The sequence below is a fragment of the Mesorhizobium sp. M0571 genome (assembly GCF_040320985.1).
GTDB lineage: Bacteria > Pseudomonadota > Alphaproteobacteria > Rhizobiales > Rhizobiaceae > Mesorhizobium.
In genome coordinates this window covers 1-17,909 of record NZ_JAMYQT010000016.1, presented here as the reverse complement: position 1 = coordinate 17,909, position 17,909 = coordinate 1, and the positions used below count along the sequence as shown (strand labels likewise).

Sequence of the window (17,909 nt, the reverse complement as noted above, 5' to 3'; positions counted from 1 at the left end):
TTGTGGGAGAAGGGAAAGCCGCGCTAGCGCAAAAGCGTTGCGCGCAGATGATCGAGGATCATAGCGACGCCCTGTCGTCCCAATTCCGCCGAGGCTTCGAGGGCGCTTGCCGTGTACCAGCCGGTGTTGTCGGCGAAATGGTCGGCATCGACCGCTTCCGGGCACAGCGCCAGCATCAGCGACGTCTCGCCGATGCCGGCATGGTCAAACGGGTACTGGCTGTGCATTGAAGCCGGCATCAGCGGATGCACCTGCACCCAGTTGAAGAAATTGCTGCCCTCGGCGTGCTCGGCATAATAGTCGGCCATCGCCGCAGAGCCCCACCAGCCTTCGCCGCGTTCTTTCTCAAGGAAGCGGAAGATGGCTTGCCGACCGGCGGCCTTGAAGGCGAGATCGGTCGGCATGCCGGCGGCAAAATTCTCGGTCTGGTGGTGAATGATGGCGTGGATGTTGCGGAAGCCGATGCGCAGCAGGCTGTAGAACAATTCCTCCGCGAATGGCGCCAACACATTGCCGCCGACCTGCACCGAGCCGCTGCCTTCCGGCGCCGCAACGACATAGCTTGCCGCGCCGTAATAGAAGGGCGGCAGAATGACGATTTCGGCCTCCGTTTTGAACAGTTCCAGGATCTTGACCACCGCCAGTGTGTCCATGCCGACGGCCATGTGCTCGCCGTGATATTCGAGCACACCGAGCGGCAATACGACCGGCCAGTTCTCGGCGATCGCCTTGCGGATCTGATGCGGCAGCATCAATTCGTAGCGCATGACGCCTACTCCATATTGGTGTGACGGGCGCGCATCGCTTCCGGCGATACGCCCGTCAGAGCCCTGAGCTTCAGCACCATCACTTCGAAGAGGACGAACAGAGCACCTTCGAAAACCGAGCCCATCGGCAGGACGGATGTCTTTTCCGGGCCTTGGTCGTCGGCCATGGTCTGAGCAGGGATAAGCAGTGTGAAGTCGGCCAGCTTTGCGGCAGTGCTGCCGGCTTGCGCGGTCAGCAGCAGGACGGCGGCACCGGCATCGCGCGCGATCTGCATCAAAGTCAGCACGGTCGACGTCTCGCCCGGGCCGGAACTGACGAGGAACACATCGCCCGCGCCCAGCGGCGGCGTGATCATGTCGCCGACGACCGACACCGGCAGACCGAGATGGTAAAGCCGCATGGCAAAACCCTTGACCTGCAGCGCCTCGCGGCCGCAGCCATAGGTGACGATCTTTCTCGCTTCGGCCAAGATGGCGCAAGCGGCGTCGATGCGGCTTTCGTCGATGCGCTCCAGCACGGTGCCAAGCTCGTTCAGCGCAATCCCAAACAGGTTTCCGCCGGCGTCCATCATAACATTTGCACCAGCTTGCATGTGCAGGAGAACCACTTGAATATCTCGGTCACATTTACCTCGAACAGCTTGTTTTCATTCATGCTATCACCGCGAAAATCGGTGTCCAACGGCACGCGGTGCTTTTGATGCGCCACAGCCGTGATAGTGTCACGGCAAATCGCAAATGAGGAAACGGCAGCATATGAAGACACGGCGTTTCGACCGCATCGGCAATGGCGGCATCAATTTCACCGAGCTCGGCTTCGGCACGGCGCCGCTCGGCAATCTCTACCGCGCCGTCTCCGACGAGGATGCCAATGCCACGCTGGAGGCGGCATGGCGGGTCGGCTGCCGCTACTACGACACCGCACCGCTCTATGGGCTGGGCCTTGCCGAAACGCGGCTCAATCCGTTCCTGCGTTCGAAGAAGCGTGACGACTACGTGCTGTCCAGCAAAGTCGGGCGCATCATGCGCGCCTGCCCGCCGGACCAGCGCACCGGCATCGGCAAGTTCTTCGACACGCCGTCGCGCCGCGAGGTCTACGACTACAGCTATGACGGCGTTATGCGGTCCTTCGAAGCCTCTCTGGAACGGCTCGGCGTCGACCGCATCGACATCCTCTTCGTGCATGATGTCGACATTTTCACCCATGGCAGCAAGGAAGCCTCGGACCAGCGCATCCAGGAATTCATGAGCTCCGGTTATTACGGATTGCTGGCGTTGCGCGACCAAGGCGTGATCAAGGCGTTCGGCGGCGGCATCAATGAGTGGCGGGTTGCCCAGACGCTGGCCGAGCGCGGCGATTTCGATCTGTTTCTGCTTGCCGGGCGCTACACGCTGCTGGAGCAGGAAGCGCTGCAGTCTTTCCTGCCTCTATCCCAGCAACGTGGCATCGGCATCGTTCTCGGCGGGCCGTACAATTCCGGCATCCTGGCAACCGGGCCGAAGCAAGGCGCCTATTACAATTATTCGGAGGCGCCGCAGGACATCATCGACCGCGTTACCCGCATCGAGGCCGTCTGCAAGCGCCACGGCGTGCGCCTGATCGAGGCGGCGCTGCAGTTCCCGCTGCTGCACCCTTCGGTCGTGTCGGTAATCCCCGGCGGCCAGCGGCCGGGCGAAGTCGAAAGTAATCGCTCGCTGCTCGACGCGAAGCTGCCACCGGCGCTGTGGGCCGATCTCAAGAAAGAAGGCTTGATGCGCACGGATGCGCCGACGGCATAGCGCCGCCTTTTCCAACGACCCTGCGGGGCCTAGAAAAGAAAAACCGGATAGCCGGCTTTTCTTTTCTCTGAAAGACTTAAGGAGGCGCTTAGTTGACCGCGTCCTTGAGGCCCTTGCCGGCCGAGAACTTCGGCACGGTGCGCGCCGGGATCTTCACTTCCGCACCGGTCTGCGGATTGCGGCCGGTCGACGCAGCGCGTTGTGACACGGTGAAATTTCCGAAACCGACAAGCCGGACATCGCCGCCCTTTTTCAGTTCGCCGGTGATGACGGAAAACACCGCATCAACCGCCGACTGCGCGTCACCCTTCGAAATACTCGCGGCATCGGCGACAGCGGACACCAGTTCGTTCTTGTTCATAAAAATTCCCTTCCATGAGAAAACCGGAACACTCGACTCATCCGGCAGGAAACGGACTTTAGAAAGAAGCGCTCCGGCAACCAAGTCGAAAAGCGCCAAGAAAGTCGAAAAAAGCCCGGAAATCCGGGGTTCTTCACATGAAAAGCCGGGCTCAAGGCCCGGCTCTCTCTTTGTGCATTGCAACTTTAGCAGGAGCTAATGCGCCAGCGATTTGCCAGCGTCGTCTCCGACATCCACCACCGCCGGCGCATTGACGGGTTCGACCCACTGGATCGGTTCCGGCATGCGCACCAGCGCATGGCGCAGCACTTCGCCAACCCGTGAGACCGGAATGATCTCCATGCCGCTCTTCACGTTCTCCGGAATCTCCGCCAGATCCTTGGCGTTCTCTTCCGGGATCAGCACCTTCTTGATGCCGCCGCGGAGTGCGGCGAGCAGCTTTTCCTTGAGGCCGCCGATCGGCAGAATCCTGCCGCGCAGCGTGATCTCGCCGGTCATCGCGACATCGGCCTTGACCGGGATACCGGTCAGCACCGAGACGATCGCCGTCGCCATCGCCACGCCAGCCGACGGTCCGTCCTTGGGGGTTGCGCCCTCTGGCACATGGACGTGGATGTCGCGCTTGTCGAACAACGGCGGCTCGACGCCGAAATCGATGGCCCGCGAGCGGACGTAAGAGGCCGCCGCCGAGATCGATTCCTTCATCACGTCGCGCAAATTGCCGGTCACGGTCATGCGGCCCTTGCCGGGCATCATGACGCCTTCCACCGTCAACAGCTCGCCGCCGACTTCCGTCCAGGCGAGCCCGGTGACCACGCCGACCTGATCGTCGCTCTCGACCTGGCCGAAGCGGAAGCGCGGAACACCAAGATAATCGGCAAGATTGTCCGCCGTGATGTTGATCGTCTTCTTCTTCGTCTTCAGGATCTCGGTCACCGCCTTGCGCCCGAGCTTCATCAGCTCGCGCTCCAGGCTCCTGACGCCCGCTTCACGGGTGTAGGTCTGGATGATGCCACGGATCGCGTCCTCGCCGACGGAGAACTCCTTCGGCTGCAACGCGTGGTCGCGGATCACCTTGGGCATCAGGTGACGTTTGGCGATCTCTATCTTCTCGTCCTCGGTGTAGCCGGCGATACGGATGATCTCCATGCGGTCCATCAAGGGCGCAGGGATGTTCAACGTGTTCGCCGTCGTCACGAACATCACGCTCGACAGGTCGTATTCGACCTCGAGGTAATGGTCCATGAACGTCGAATTCTGCTCGGGATCGAGCACCTCAAGCAAAGCCGATGACGGATCGCCGCGGAAATCCTGGCCCATCTTGTCGATCTCGTCGAGCAGGAAGAGCGGATTGGATTTCTTCGCCTTTTTCATCGACTGGATGACCTTGCCGGGCATCGAGCCAATATAGGTGCGCCTGTGACCGCGGATCTCGGCCTCGTCGCGCACGCCGCCCAGCGCCATGCGGATGAACTCGCGGCCGGTCGCCTTGGCGATCGACTTGCCGAGCGAGGTCTTGCCGACGCCGGGAGGTCCGACGAGGCACAGGATCGGCCCCTTCAGCTTCTTCTGGCGGCTCTGCACGGCGAGGTATTCGACAATGCGGTCCTTGACCTTGTCGAGCCCGAAATGATCGGTATCGAGCACATTCTGGGCAAAGGCCAGATCCTGCTTGACCTTGGAGTTCTTACCCCACGGGATCGACAGCAGCCAGTCGAGATAGTTGCGCACGACGGTCGATTCAGCCGACATCGGCGACATCGTCCGCAGCTTCTTCAGTTCGGCTTCCGCCTTTTCGCGGGCCTCCTTGGAGAGCTTGGTTTTCTTGATGCGCGCCTCGATCTCGGCGGCCTCGTCGCGGCCGTCCTCGCCTTCGCCGAGCTCCTTCTGGATCGCCTTCATCTGCTCGTTGAGGTAGTATTCGCGCTGCGTCTTCTCCATCTGGCGCTTGACGCGCGAGCGGATGCGCTTCTCCACCTGCAGCACCGAGATTTCGGCTTCCATGAAGCCCATCGCCTTTTCCAGCCGTTCCTTGACGGACAGCGTGGCGAGCATCTCCTGCTTCTCGGGGATCTTGATGGCAAGATGCGAAGCGACCGTGTCGGCGAGCTTGGAATAGTCGTCGATCTGGCTGGCGGCACCCACCACTTCGGGCGAGATCTTCTTGTTCAGCTTGACGTAGTTCTCGAAGTCGGTGACGACGGAACGGGCCAGCGCCTCGACCTCGACCTCTTCCTCCTCCGGTTCGACCAGCGCCGCAGCACGGGCCTCATGGAAGTCGGGACGGTCGGTGAACGCGACGATTTTCGCACGCGAGGCGCCTTCGACCAGCACCTTTACGGTGCCGTCCGGCAGTTTCAGCAATTGCAGCACATTGGCGAGCGTGCCGATATCAAAGATGGCATCGGGCTCTGGATCGTCGTCGGCGGCATTCATCTGGGTCGCGAGCAGGATCTGCTTTTCCTGACCCATCACTTCTTCCAGCGCCTTGATCGACTTTTCACGCCCGACAAAGAGCGGAACGATCATATGCGGGAACACCACGATGTCGCGCAGTGGGAGGACTGCGAAAACGCCGTCGCTGGGAGCCTTGGATACTTTGGCCATTGTCCAACCTTTCATGTCGCGGCCGCCAATGGGCCAACCGCGAATCTCATATTAACGACCGGGGATCGTTCCGCCTACCACCGTTTGTGACGGGAGTTTTACAGCACAGAATTCGGCACCACGGCCTTCTGCCTTTAGTTGGAGGCACGGGGGGTAAAGATCAAGGGTCAACACGGTCCGTCCCTCCAATCTGCAGCCATTACGCGGCGCCGTTACGCGGTGTGCGACAGCAAAACGGCGCCCTGCGGCGCCGTTTCAGAAAAATCCATTGCCGGCTCACGTCAGGCGCTGACGTTGCCTTTCTTTTCCTTCTGCTCGGAATAGATGTAGAGCGGCCTGGCGTTGCCTGACACCACCTCTTCCGAAATAACCACTTCGCGCACGCCTTCCAGCGCCGGCAGTTCGAACATGGTGTCGAGAAGGATCGCTTCCATGATCGAACGCAGGCCGCGCGCGCCGGTCTTGCGGTCGATGGCGCGCTTGGCGATCGCCGACAGCGCGTTCTCGTGGAAGGTCAGGTCGACATTCTCCATCTCGAACAGCCGCTGGTACTGCTTGACCAGCGCGTTCTTCGGCTCGGTCAGGATCTGGATCAGCGCCGGTTCGTCGAGATCCTCGAGCGTCGCCAGGACAGGCAGACGGCCGACGAACTCGGGAATGAGCCCGAACTTCAAGAGATCCTCAGGCTCGACCAGGCGGAAAACATCGCCGGTGCGGCGATCCTCGGGCGAAGCGACAATGGCGCCGAAGCCGATCGAGGTCTTGCGGCCGCGATCCGAGATGATCTTGTCCAGCCCGGCGAATGCGCCGCCGCAGATGAACAGGATGTTGGCGGTGTCGACCTGCAGGAATTCCTGCTGCGGATGCTTCCTGCCGCCCTGCGGCGGCACCGAGGCGACGGTGCCTTCCATGATCTTCAGCAAGGCCTGCTGCACGCCCTCGCCCGACACGTCGCGGGTGATTGAGGGGTTGTCCGACTTGCGCGAGATCTTGTCGATCTCGTCGATATAGACGATGCCGCGCTGGGCACGCTCGACATTGTAGTCGGCCGACTGCAACAGCTTCAGGATGATGTTCTCAACATCCTCGCCGACATAGCCGGCCTCGGTCAACGTCGTCGCGTCGGCCATGGTGAAGGGGACGTCGATGATGCGGGCCAGCGTCTGCGCAAGCAGCGTCTTGCCGCAGCCGGTCGGGCCGATCAGGAGGATGTTCGACTTCGCCAGCTCGACGTCGTTGTTCTTGCCGGCATGGGCGAGGCGCTTGTAGTGGTTGTGGACGGCCACCGACAGCACGCGCTTGGCGTAGGGCTGGCCGATGACGTAGTCGTCGAGAACCTTGAGGATCTCCTGCGGTGTCGGCACGCCCTCGCGCGACTTCACCATCGAGGTCTTGTTCTCCTCGCGGATGATGTCCATGCACAGTTCGACGCATTCGTCGCAGATGAACACCGTCGGCCCGGCGATCAGCTTGCGCACTTCATGCTGGCTTTTGCCGCAAAACGAGCAATAAAGCGTGTTCTTGGAATCGCCGCTGTTGCTGCCGACCTTGCTCATTTTCATGTCCTTTCATGGCCGCCCGCCGATGGTCTGGTTGAAAGGGCGCATAATTCAATCTATCGCGGGAATCCGCCGCCGCCAGTGTTCCGGCTCTCGCAACGCATTCCGTACGAAACACAAATCGGAAAACGGGGCAACGATTCGAACAACCCCACGCAAAGCTAAGCCGTCGAAAATCAACATAGCCTTAACGTAGGCAATTGCACCCGTCGAGGGAACAGCCAATTGTGGCCGAAATGCCGCAAGCCGCGCCAAAAGCGCGTGATCCCGCCACTCACTGCCACCGCGGGGCCACCGCGGGCCTATAGGGCAATGCCTTCGACCGGTTCACGTGACGAAATGACTTTGTCGATGAGGCCGAAATCCTTGGCCTCGTCGGCAGTCATGAAATGGTCACGGTCGAGCGTTTTTTCAATCTCATCGTAGCTCTTGCCGGTGTGCTTGACGTAAACCTCGTTGAGGCGGCGCTTCAGCTTGATGATGTCCTGCGCATGGCGCTCGATGTCGGAAGCCTGGCCCTGGAAGCCGCCGGAAGGCTGGTGGACCATGATGCGAGCGTTCGGCGTGGCAAAGCGCATGCCCTTTTCGCCTGCGGTGAGAAGCAGCGAACCCATCGATGCGGCCTGGCCGATGCAGAGCGTCGACACGGCAGGCTTGATGAACTGCATGGTGTCGTAGATCGCCATGCCGGAGGTGACGACGCCGCCGGGCGAGTTGATATAGAGGTTGATTTCCTTCTTCGGATTCTCCGCCTCGAGGAACAGCAGCTGCGCGCAGACCAGCGTCGCCATGCCGTCCTCGACCGGGCCGGTGATGAAAATGATGCGCTCCTTGAGGAGCCGCGAGAAAATGTCGTAGGCCCGCTCGCCGCGATTGGTCTGTTCGACCACCATCGGAACGAGGTTCATGTAGGTTTCGACGGGGTTCTTCATGGACTATCCCTTTTTGAGGATGGGATTCCGGCGCCGGAGATTTGCAATCGGGCAGAATCGGTTCTGGATCGTTGTTCTGTAAATAGGATGCCGGCTCACCCTAGCGCAAGGCCGCCTCTCCTAGCCATCCGGTTAAGTCGAATCAAGGCTTCCAAAGCAAGTTTCGCCCGTCGCCGCGCCGGCAGCCCTCTGCTACCGCCGGAAGGGCGCTCATGCCTGGCCGTTGTTTAGCGATTTCTTAACCGCATCGCTTAACGAAAAGCGGTAAAACCGCTTTTTCCTGTCACGGCTTGCCCTACAATCCAACGTTGAACCCGCTCCACGCAGTTCAAACAGGGGGAGTGCAATGATCAGGAAAACAGCTTCCTTGGCTATTACAGGCGTCGCCGTTCTCGGCATGGCGTCCGAAACGGCGGCCGGCGGACGCGCGGTCGAATGCTACGAGCAGCTCAACCGGCCGGCCGTCTACGACACGGTCTATGAGGATGTGCTCGTCAGTCCCGCCGGCCAGCAGGTCGAGTATGTTGCACCGATCTACGGAACGCGCGAGCGCGTGGTGCAGATCGCGCCGGCGCGCGTCAGCTACGAGATCGTGCCCGCCATCACCCGAACCATCTGTCGCACCGTGAGGGTCGATGACGGCGGTTATTCCTGGGAATGGCGCATCATCAATGGCCGCAAGGTGCTGTGCAAGGTCAGGCACAAGGCGCGTTATGAACGCGTGGCCGAAATCGTTGTGGTGCAGCCGGAACGCCGGCGGCGCGTCGTCCTCCCCGCCGAGTATGAGAGCGTCGCCGAAGAGGTTCTCGTGCGACCCGAGCAACGGCGCATCATCGACGTGCCCGCTTCCTACCGGACGGTGGCCCGACGCGTGGTGGTCAGGGAAGGCTCATCCAGCTGGCGGCGCGTGCATATTCCGAGGCATTGCCAACATTAGCCGCTCAGGCCAGTTCGGCCCTGAGCCACTTCTTCAGGCCGGCGACATCGCCATTGCCGACGCAAGCCGCAACGCGCCGGCCGACCGCCGCGCCGAACTTGTAGCCGTGGCCGGAGCAGGCCGAGACGATCAGGCATTTGTCTTTCTGATGCGCGAGGAACTTCTCGTCGGCGGTAAAGGTGTAGGCGCAGGTGACCACTTCGGTGACCCTGTACTCCTCAATGTGCGCGATCGGCGGCGAAAACAGGTTGCGGATCGCCTCGCCTTCGCCCGGCACCGGCTGGCGGTTCCAGTCGGCGTCGCTGGTTGGCACCCTGTGCAGGCCTGAGCCGAATTTCATGCCGGCGCCGCCGGAGGGCGGGATCACGTAGCCGTCGACACTGCCGCCAATGTCGAGAACAACTGGTGCAGCCCGCCACGCCTCTTTCAGATCCGCCGGCGGCTCGACATAGGCGAGCGCGGTGCGCCAGGTTTTCAGTTCCCCATCGAGCTCCGGGAATAGTTTTAGCACCCAGGCGCCGGCAGCGACGACGATCCGGTCGGCCTGCATCGTTTCGCCGCTCGCAAGCACGATATGTCCGGCCTCGGCGTCGATCTCGGCCACCTTGCTGTTTTCGTAGACATTGGCGCCGTTCGCGCGCAGCCATCTGGCGAGGCCCGAGGCGATCTTGCGGCAGTGCAACGCGCCACCGTCCGGCGAAAAATACGCATAGCGGAACGAACCGGGCTGCAGGAACGGCCAGCGTTCGACCGCGGCGTCCGGCTCGAGCAGCTCGAACGGATAGTTCCCCTCCTCCAGCCCTTCGCGGTATTCCTCGGCCTCGTCGCCCGGCTCGCGCGAAATACAGATGAAGCCGCGCGGGTCGAGATGGCTTTCGCCGAGATCGGCCCACATCTCGTCCCACGCTTCATAGGCTTCGGTGATCAGCCGGCCATAGCCCGTTCCGGCGCGATAGGCGCGGCGGATGATGCGATGATGGTCGCCGGACGCGGCAAGCGGATTGGGGATCGGTCCCTGCTCGACGATCGAGACGAGGTGACCGGCCTTGACCAGAGACCACGCCGTGGAAAGCCCGGCAATGCCTGCACCGACCACGATCACATTCATGAAAACCGTCCTTCCGCAACCGCTTCCGCTGCTCACCTCACGGGAGGGCCAACATACGGTCTGGCACCAGACTGGCAAGCCGCGCTAATGGTCTGGCATGACCGAATTGAAACCACCCTGCCTTGCCTTTGATCCAGCCACGCGCAGCCTGCGGCTCGATCCGCACGAGCCTGCTTTCTTCCAGCATCCATACGAGGCCTACGCCTTCCTGCATGGCGCATCGAATGTCTTCTTCTGGGAGGAGTTTGGCTTCTGGTGCTTTGGCGGCTTCGACGACGTCAACCGGCTGCTGCGCGATCGCCGCTTCGGCCGCCAGAACCCGGCCGGCATTCCGGACAGCCGAGGCATCGGCCAGAACCGTACGCATCTCAGCGCTTTCGACGGCGTCGAAGCCAATTCGATGCTGGAATTGGAGCCGCCTGTCCACACGCGACTGAGAACGCTGGTCAACCGCGCCTTCGTCTCGCGCCAGGTCGAGCGGCTCAGGCCGCGTGTCGAAGCGCTGGCCAACGAACTGATCGACCGTTTCGAGCCAGGAGAAGTCGACCTGCTGCCGGCCTTCGCCGCTCCCCTGCCGATCACCATCATAGCCGAAATGCTCGGCGTGCCGGTCGAAATGGGACCGCAACTGCTCGACTGGTCGCATCAAATGGTCACCATGTACATGCATGGACGCACCCGCGCGACGGAGGAGACGGCCAACCGGGCCGCACGCGACTTTTCCGATTTCCTGCGCGGCTACGTCGCTGAGCGGCGGAAGAGGCCCGGCGAGGATCTTCTGTCCCTGCTGATTGCGGCACAGGAGGACGGCCAAAAACTCTCGGAGGACGAGTTGGTGTCCTCGGCCATTCTTTTGCTCAATGCCGGCCATGAAGCAACTGTCCACCAGACCGGCAATGCGGTGCGTTCGATCCTTGCGCAAGGCGGCGACCCGCGCCGCTTCTTCGCCTCGCCGGAGGCCACCGCAGCGACTGTCGAAGAATGCCTGCGCTTCGACGCGCCGCTGCACATGTTCACGCGCTACGCCTATCACGCGGTCGAGGCCGGGCCGGGGATCATCGTCCCACCGGGCGAGACGATCGGGCTGCTGCTTGGCATGGCCAATCATGACCCTTCTGCGTTTACCGAGCCCTTCGCCTTCAGGCCGGACCGCGCGGACCAGAAGAACGTGTCGTTCGGCGCCGGCATTCATTTCTGCATCGGCGCACCGCTCGCTCGGCTCGAATTGCAGGTGTCGCTGAAAACCTTGTTCGAGCGGCTACCGCGGCTTCGTCTTGCGGAACAGCCGCGCTTCCGCGACACGTATCATTTCCACGGGCTGGAAACGCTTGCTGTCAGAATCTGAGGACGGCTTCCGACGACAGGCTTCGAAAGCCTGCTCCGGCGAATTCCGGTCAAATAGGCAACATCTCAAGGTCGCGAGTGCCAAATAATCGCTGATCGAACGATGAAGCTAACCGGAAGCAGGACCTCACACATAACAATCTCCGGATGGCGATAGAAATTCGGTCATGAAGCTTGAAGAGAGACCGGATTTGAATCTGTTTGCGTCGTCTCGCGGACGATGTCGAGGAAGGCCTTCAGCACCGGCGAGGGTTGTTCACGCCGGTAGATGATTGAAGTGTCGATGGACAAGGTTCGTCCCTGGATAGGGCGATAAACGACGCCGCTCCGGCGCAAATTTTGCAGACAGGCGGGCAGCAGCGAGACGCCCAGCCCGACGGATACAAGTCCGATAATTGTCTGCTTGGGCGTTGCTTCTCGAACGATCCTCGGGCTGAACCCGGATGAACGTCACAGCCCGACGATCTCGTCATAGAGGGATGGACTGATGCTGCGCGGGAACTGAATCAACGCTTCGGAGGCCAGGTCGGCCAGCGCGACCTCTGCTTCCGAGGCCAGCCGATGCGTTTCCGGCAAGGCGACGATCAGGGGTTCGACCAGTATGCTTTCGACCCTCAATGCCTCGTGAACGACGGGAGGATGAACAAAACCGATATCGAGCTGGCGTTCGGCCACTGCCCTGACCTGATTGGGAATGCGCAGATCGGTCAGGCTCAACTCGACCTCGGGATAGCGCTTGGTGAAGCGTTGGACGACAGAAGGCACCACGCTGTAGATAGCCGCGTCGATGAATCCGACAGCAAGATGGCCGGTTTCGCCACGATCGGCTTTGCGAGCAAGCTCCACCGCCTGCTCTGTCTGCTGAAGCACGGCCCTAACCTCATCAAGGAACACACGCCCCGCCGCAGTCAGTTCGACCTTGCGCTTGGTGCGCTCCAGCAAGCGCACACCCATCGCCTGTTCCAGTTGCTGGATCTGCTTTGTCAGGGGCGGCTGTGAGATATGCAAGCGCGCCGCCGCGCGCCCGAAATGCAGCTCTTCGGCGACGGCCAGGAAGGACCGCATCAGCTTGTGGTTCATCTTCAGCCTTTAATTTCCCAAATAGAATTACTCATGGCTCAAACGATATTGGACGGAAAGTATCGGAATCTGCAAAATCCGGAAAGCTGCAAAATCCGGGAGACGCGCTTTGAAAGATTCCGAGATTTCACGCCGCCAGATGCTGAAAGTGCCACTCATCGGTGCGACGATCGCGGCGGCATCTCAATCCGGTCTTGTCTGCGAGGCGCTTGCCCAACCCGTTCCAGCTTCGTCGCCAGCGCCCCCTGGCGCTTTCGCCCACAATGTCGAAGCAGTGGGCTATACCGATCTCGATCATCGCCCAGCCTTCAAAATGGCGATCAGGCAGGTTGGCGAACGTTGGTATCTCTACACTGGGCATTTCTGGCACTCCGGCTGGAGCATCGTGGATGTGACCGACCCGGCCAAGCCCGAGACGGTCAAGTTCGTGCCCTATCGCGGCACGAATACCTGGACTCTACAAATAGATTTGTCCGGCGACACGATGGTGACCGCCCTCGAAAAGCCCTTTGCTCATTTCGGCGGTGACCCCGACGCACCGTTTGGCGAAGGCGTTCTGATCTGGGATATCGCCGACCCCATCAATCCGAAACAACTCAGTCACTACCGTACCGGCGGAAACGGCACGCATCGCAACCTCTATCCCGGTGGACGTTATGTCCACCTTGCCGCCGGCATGCCGGGTTACAGGGGCAACATCTACGTCATCCTCGATGTTTCGGATCGCTCGAGTCCGCGCGAAGCCGGACGCTGGTGGGTGCCGGGCCAGCACGAGGCCGGCGGCGAGAGCTTTGCAGCCGCGAAGCCCACCGCCGACCAGGAGACCGCCGATCGCTACCGGTTGCGACTGAAGCCGCAATGCATGTGCGGCGCCTTCTGCGCCAGCACGGGCGAGGATGTCTCGCTGCACGGCCCGCCTTATGTCACCGGCGATCTTGTCTATTTGCCTTATGGTGCGGCGGGTATCATTGTGCTCGATATCAGCGACGTCTCCCAGCCGAGGCAGGTCGGCGGCCTGAGCTTCAGCCCTCCGTTTCATTCGCGCTTCGGTGTGCATAGCGTGCTGCCGATTCCAGAGCGCGGCATTGCCTTCGCCAATTCGGAGAACGTCACCTATGGACGTGGTCCGATGCATCACGCGTCGATCGTCGATATTTCCGATTCCAGTGAACCCTTCCTGCTGTCGCTGTTGCCCGAAACCCGTGCCACCCGAAGGCGCTCCCTATTCGGATTTCACAACTCGTGGCGGCTGGCGCGGGCCGCACAACATCAACCACCACCAGCATCATCCCGATGTCCAGAAACAAGGCGATCTGTTCTACATCGCGCACTTCAACGCTGGGCTCAGGGTCTACGACGTCTCGAATACTCGGCTTCCACGCGAGGTCGGCTACTTCATCCCGCCGGAGCCAGTCCGACGCTACGGCCCTATGCCGGAAGACAAGCTGGTTGTTCAGACCGAGGACGTGGTCGTGGACCGGCGCGGCTTCATTTACATAAGTGACAAGAACCAGGGGCTCTGGATTCTCCGCTACACCGGCCCGCGGCCGGAAACGGATCGAACGTGACGGTCACATTCACCCTGAATGAGGCCTTAGTCTGAGCGCTGAAGCGGAGGCAGTCATGATTTGCTGGGAAGTTTCATGGCACCGCGACATGATGAGCGGATACGGATTTTCCGACACGGACATCGATCGCCTTTTGTAAAGTCCGGCGCGATGCGAGATCAAAGCTTGATCACATACTCCTTGCGCGTCGTTTCAAGCACTTCCCAGCTTCCTCTAAAGCCCGGCCTGAGCACAAAACTGTCGCCGGCCCTGACGGTGCGCGCCTCGCCACCCTTCTCGGCGATCACTGAAACGCCCGACAGTATGTGGCAAAACTCCCACTCGTCATATTCGATGCGCCATTTGCCGGGCGTTGCTTCCCAGACACCGGCATAGAGGCCGCCGTCCTGTTCCTCGACGTTCCAGGTGCGGAATTTCGGATCGCCCGAAATCAGGCGATCCGGCGCCGGTGCGCCAAGTTCCGGTTCGACGGTGTCGACGCCGACGGAAAGAAATTTCGGCGTGGTCATGGCCATCAAACCTTGACGAGGGCCTGTTCCAGATCGGCGACGATGTCGTTAACGTCCTCGATGCCGACCGAAAGCCTGACGGTGTCCGGACCTGCCCCGGCGTTAATCTTCTGCTCGTCGGAAAGCTGGCGATGCGTGGTCGATGCCGGGTGGATGACCAGCGACTTGGTGTCGCCGACATTGGCCAGGTGCGAGAACAGCTCGAGCGCCTCGACGAATTTGATGCCCGCCGCATAGCCGCCCTTTAGGCCGAAGGTGAACACCGCGCCAGCGCCGAGCGGCGAGTACTTCTTCTGCAGCGCATTGTTTTTGTCGCTGGGCAGGCCGGGATAGGACACCCAGGCAACCTTGGGATGGTTGGAGAGCCAGCCGGCCACGGTGACTGCATTGTCACAATGGCGCTGCATCCTGAGCGGCAGGGTTTCCAGGCCGGTCAGGATCAGGAACGCGTTGAACGGCGAAATCGCCGCGCCGATGTCGCGCAGGCCGAGCACGCGGGCGGCGATGGCGAAGGCGAAATTGCCGAAGGTCTCGTGAAGGACGAGGCCGCCATATTCGGGGCGCGGCTGCGACAGCATCGGATATTTGCCCGACTTCGACCAGTCGAAGGTGCCGCCGTCGACGATGGCGCCGCCGATCGAATTGCCGTGGCCGCCGATGAACTTGGTCAGCGAATGCACGACGATGTCGGCGCCATGCTCGATCGGCCGCAGCAGATAGGGCGAGGCCAGCGTGTTGTCGACGATCAGCGGCAGGCCGTGCTGGCGGGCAATGTCGCCGATCTTCTCGATGTCAACGAAGACGCCGCCCGGATTGGCCAGGCTTTCGATGAAGATCGCCTTGGTCTTGTCGTCGATCTGGCTCTCGAAGGTCGAGATATCGTTGGTGTCGGCCCAGCGCACCTGCCAGCCGAAATTTTTGAAGGCGTGGCCAAACTGGTTGATCGAGCCGCCGTAAAGCTTTGTCGCGGAAACGAAATTGTCCCCCGGCTGCATCAGGTTGTGGAAGACCAGCACCTGCGCGGCATGGCCGGAGGCGACGGCAAGGCCTGCCGTACCGCCTTCAAGCGCGGCGATGCGCTCTTCCAGCACCGCCTGCGTCGGGTTCATGATGCGGGTGTAGATGTTGCCGAACGCCTTCAGCCCGAACAGCGAGGCGGCATGGTCGGCATCGTCGAAGACGAAGGAGGTGGTCTGGTAGATCGGCGTCGCTCGCGCGCCGGTCGCCGGATCCGGCTTGGCGCCGGCATGGACGGCGAGCGTGTTGAAACCGGGCGTGCGGGCCATCGAAAACCTTCCCTTTTAAACCTTCTGAAAAGCGCGGCGCATTCTTGGCGGAGCTCAGCTCCGAATGCAAAGAAGAAAATGCCCCTCCGCGCGTGATCTGCGAATGGGCTAGCCGGAAAATGCCGACAGAGCCGGAAATTAATTGCGTTTCTATTTCTGGCGAACGCCGAAGCTCTGGAACCCCGGCCGCATCAGCGGCTTCTTCGACGACAAAACGCCGGAATTGACGCCGGTCCAGCCGATCTCGCCAGACAGCTTGCCATATTCGATCTTGGGGCACCGGTTCATCACCACTTTGATGCCGGCGGCTTCGGCGCACGCGGCCGCCTGGTCATGGCGTATGCCAAGCTGCATCCAGATGACTTTCGGCAGCGGATCGAGCCGCAACACGTCGTCGACAATGCCCGGTACGGCAGCGGAAGCGCGAAAAACGTCGACCATGTCGATCGGCTGGGGAACATCGGCGAGCCTGGCATAGGTCATCTGGCCGAGGATCTCCTTGCCGGCCTGGCCGGGATTGATCGGAAACACCGAAAACCCTTTGCCGAGCAGATATTTCAGCACGAAATAGCTCGGCCGCACGTCATTGGCGGACGCGCCGACCATGGCGATGGTCTTCACCGAATTGAGGATGCCGGCGATGTAGGCATTGTCGTAGCTGTCGTGGTTCATGCCTCGTCATACAGCGCTTCAGAGTGAGGTGCCAACAGCCGAGCAAGTGGCTTGCAATGGGCCAGGGAGAACGTCGTCAGCCCGGCAGGGAAATCGATCCGTCTTCGGCGATCGGAAAAGCCGGATTGTGCGCCACTTCCCAGACATGCCCGTCCGCATCGGCGAAATAGCCGTACCAACCGCCCCAGAATGCGCGGCCAGCCGGCTTGACGATACGGCCGCCGGCCTTCTCGGCCATCGCCAGCACTTCGTCGACCTCGGCGTCGGAGCGGGTGTTGTAGGCGAGGTAGACGGCCGAAGGTGCCTTGCTGAAGGTCACGCCTGAATCCTCTTCGGCGCTTTGCCGCGGGAACAGGCCGAGAATGGCGCCGCCCATCTGGAAGAAGGCAACGCCCTCGGTGATCCCGGCATGGCGCTTCAGGCCCATCGCCTCGTAGAAGCGCACGGCGCGGTCGAGATCGTCCGTGGCGATGGTGATGATGGAGATGCGCGGTTCCATATCCGCCTCCTATTCCTCCGGCCATTCCGGCTTGCGCTTGCCGACGAAGGCGCCGATGCCCTCTTCCGCATCGCGCGCCAGCATGTTCTCGACCATGACGCGCCCAGTGTAATCATAGGCGTCGGCCAGCCCCATCTCGGCCTGCTCATAAAAGGCTTCCTTGCCGATCTTGACGACCAAGGACGATTTGGACGCAATGGTTTGCGCGTATTTGGTGACAATCTGATTCAGATATTCGCGCGGCACGACGCGGTTGACCAAGCCGAATTCCTTGGCGGTTGCCGCATCGATCGTCTCGCCGGTCAAAAGCATCTCCATGGCGTGCTTGCGCGAGACGTTGCGCGACAGCGCCACCATCGGCGTCGAGCAGAACAGGCCGATATTGACGCCAGGCGTGCAGAAGGTCGCCTCGTGCGAGGCGATGGCGAGATCGCAGCTGGCGACCAGCTGCAACCCGGCCGCCGTCGCCAGACCATCGACTTCGGCGATCACCGGTCTTGGGTGGCGAACGATCGCCTGCATCAGCGCGGCGCAGGCGGAAAACGTCTCTTCGAAGAAAGCCCTGCCGCGATCAGGATCGGCGCGGTGCGTGCTCAACTCCTTGAGGTCGTGCCCGGCGCAGAACACTTTGCCGGCCGCCCCAAGCACTATGACGCGGAGGGATTTGTCGGCCTCGGCGCGGTCGAGTTCCGCCGTCAGCGCCGCCATCATTGCAAGCGAAAGAGCGTTGGCCGGCGGATTGGCGAGCGTCAGGCGCAGCACGCCGTTGTCCAGCCCGGAGACGACCGGCCCTTCGGCAAGGGCCGGCTTGATGGCGACGATTTCGGCCATGGGTCGTTACTCCGCGAGTTCGGGATCGGTGATGGACTAATCTAGTATGCCGCCTCGCTTCGTCCACCTC

Annotated in this window: 18 protein-coding genes and 1 pseudogene; 4 read left to right on the top strand and 15 right to left on the bottom strand. The window is 61.4% G+C overall.

Features of this window, described 5'->3' with window-relative positions; genetic code table 11:
• Positions 1-23: 23 nt before the first annotated feature.
• Together NKI85_RS19600 and hxlB are read right to left on the bottom strand one after the other, a co-directional pair.
• The gene (locus tag NKI85_RS19600; protein ID WP_352777521.1) at positions 24-767 is read right to left on the bottom strand and encodes a creatininase family protein; all 744 of its coding nucleotides are present in this window, start codon (positions 765-767) and stop codon (positions 24-26) included.
• A gap of 5 nt (positions 768-772) precedes the next feature.
• Positions 773-1,339: a 6-phospho-3-hexuloisomerase gene (gene hxlB / locus NKI85_RS19595; protein WP_352528739.1), complete on the bottom strand. Its 567-nt coding sequence runs from the start codon at positions 1,337-1,339 to the stop codon at positions 773-775.
• Positions 1,340-1,523: 184 nt separating this feature from the next.
• Between hxlB and NKI85_RS19590 the strand changes: the two genes are divergently transcribed.
• Positions 1,524-2,546: an aldo/keto reductase gene (locus tag NKI85_RS19590; RefSeq protein WP_352777519.1), complete on the top strand. Its 1,023-nt coding sequence runs from the start codon at positions 1,524-1,526 to the stop codon at positions 2,544-2,546.
• 88 nt (positions 2,547-2,634) lie between these two features.
• Here NKI85_RS19590 and NKI85_RS19585 read toward each other — a convergent pair whose 3' ends face one another.
• From NKI85_RS19585 to clpP, 4 genes are all read right to left on the bottom strand, one after another.
• Positions 2,635-2,907, bottom strand: a complete 273-nt coding sequence (locus tag NKI85_RS19585) for an HU family DNA-binding protein (RefSeq protein ID WP_023674657.1) — start codon at positions 2,905-2,907, stop codon at positions 2,635-2,637.
• Positions 2,908-3,102: 195 nt separating this feature from the next.
• Complete coding sequence (gene lon, locus NKI85_RS19580; RefSeq protein WP_352528805.1) at positions 3,103-5,514, bottom strand: endopeptidase La; 2,412 nt, start codon at positions 5,512-5,514, stop codon at positions 3,103-3,105.
• 281 nt (positions 5,515-5,795) lie between these two features.
• Entirely contained in the window at positions 5,796-7,070 is a 1,275-nt protein-coding gene (clpX, locus tag NKI85_RS19575) for an ATP-dependent Clp protease ATP-binding subunit ClpX (RefSeq protein WP_352528735.1), read from the bottom strand.
• Between the two features lie 305 nt (positions 7,071-7,375).
• A complete protein-coding gene (clpP, locus tag NKI85_RS19570; protein ID WP_352528733.1) occupies positions 7,376-8,005 on the bottom strand; it encodes an ATP-dependent Clp endopeptidase proteolytic subunit ClpP in 630 nt (209 codons plus the stop codon).
• A gap of 346 nt (positions 8,006-8,351) precedes the next feature.
• On the opposite strand from clpP, the gene NKI85_RS19565 reads away from it, so the two are divergent.
• A complete protein-coding gene (locus NKI85_RS19565) occupies positions 8,352-8,942 on the top strand; it encodes a hypothetical protein (RefSeq protein WP_352528731.1) in 591 nt (196 codons plus the stop codon).
• 4 nt (positions 8,943-8,946) lie between these two features.
• Here the strand turns inward: NKI85_RS19565 and NKI85_RS19560 are convergent, their stop codons facing one another.
• The gene (locus tag NKI85_RS19560) at positions 8,947-10,050 is read right to left on the bottom strand and encodes an NAD(P)/FAD-dependent oxidoreductase (protein WP_352528729.1); all 1,104 of its coding nucleotides are present in this window, start codon (positions 10,048-10,050) and stop codon (positions 8,947-8,949) included.
• Positions 10,051-10,147: 97 nt separating this feature from the next.
• On the opposite strand from NKI85_RS19560, the gene NKI85_RS19555 reads away from it, so the two are divergent.
• Positions 10,148-11,395, top strand: coding sequence for a cytochrome P450 (locus tag NKI85_RS19555; protein WP_352528727.1), 1,248 nt, complete (start codon positions 10,148-10,150; stop codon positions 11,393-11,395).
• A 164-nt stretch (positions 11,396-11,559) separates the two neighbouring features.
• Here NKI85_RS19555 and NKI85_RS19550 read toward each other — a convergent pair.
• From NKI85_RS19550 to NKI85_RS19540, 3 genes and pseudogenes are all read right to left on the bottom strand, one after another.
• A pseudogene (locus NKI85_RS19550) lies at positions 11,560-12,459 on the bottom strand (LysR family transcriptional regulator).
• 142 nt (positions 12,460-12,601) lie between these two features.
• Positions 12,602-12,835, bottom strand: a complete 234-nt coding sequence (locus NKI85_RS19545; protein ID WP_352528725.1) for a hypothetical protein — start codon at positions 12,833-12,835, stop codon at positions 12,602-12,604.
• Positions 12,836-12,931: 96 nt separating this feature from the next.
• The gene (locus NKI85_RS19540) at positions 12,932-13,531 is read right to left on the bottom strand and encodes a hypothetical protein (RefSeq protein ID WP_352528723.1); all 600 of its coding nucleotides are present in this window, start codon (positions 13,529-13,531) and stop codon (positions 12,932-12,934) included.
• Positions 13,532-13,589: 58 nt separating this feature from the next.
• Here NKI85_RS19540 and NKI85_RS19535 point away from each other — a divergent pair, with 58 nt between their 5' ends.
• On the top strand, positions 13,590-14,042 hold the full coding sequence (locus NKI85_RS19535; RefSeq protein WP_352777514.1) for an LVIVD repeat-containing protein: 453 nt from the start codon (positions 13,590-13,592) through the stop codon (positions 14,040-14,042).
• A 158-nt stretch (positions 14,043-14,200) separates the two neighbouring features.
• Here NKI85_RS19535 and NKI85_RS19530 read toward each other — a convergent pair whose 3' ends face one another.
• The 5 genes from NKI85_RS19530 to NKI85_RS19510 all read right to left on the bottom strand — a co-directional run bounded on the left by NKI85_RS19530 (position 14,201) and on the right by NKI85_RS19510 (position 17,839).
• A complete protein-coding gene (locus tag NKI85_RS19530; protein ID WP_352528719.1) occupies positions 14,201-14,557 on the bottom strand; it encodes a cupin domain-containing protein in 357 nt (118 codons plus the stop codon).
• Positions 14,557-15,837: an O-acetylhomoserine aminocarboxypropyltransferase gene (locus NKI85_RS19525; RefSeq protein ID WP_352528717.1), complete on the bottom strand. Its 1,281-nt coding sequence runs from the start codon at positions 15,835-15,837 to the stop codon at positions 14,557-14,559. The genes NKI85_RS19530 and NKI85_RS19525 overlap by 1 nt, the downstream gene beginning before the upstream one ends.
• 150 nt (positions 15,838-15,987) lie before the next feature.
• On the bottom strand, positions 15,988-16,509 hold the full coding sequence (locus tag NKI85_RS19520) for a CoA-binding protein (protein ID WP_352528715.1): 522 nt from the start codon (positions 16,507-16,509) through the stop codon (positions 15,988-15,990).
• Between the two features lie 76 nt (positions 16,510-16,585).
• The gene (locus NKI85_RS19515; RefSeq protein WP_352528713.1) at positions 16,586-17,008 is read right to left on the bottom strand and encodes a VOC family protein; all 423 of its coding nucleotides are present in this window, start codon (positions 17,006-17,008) and stop codon (positions 16,586-16,588) included.
• Positions 17,009-17,017: 9 nt separating this feature from the next.
• On the bottom strand, positions 17,018-17,839 hold the full coding sequence (locus NKI85_RS19510; RefSeq protein ID WP_352528711.1) for an enoyl-CoA hydratase: 822 nt from the start codon (positions 17,837-17,839) through the stop codon (positions 17,018-17,020).
• Positions 17,840-17,909: the final 70 nt, after the last annotated feature.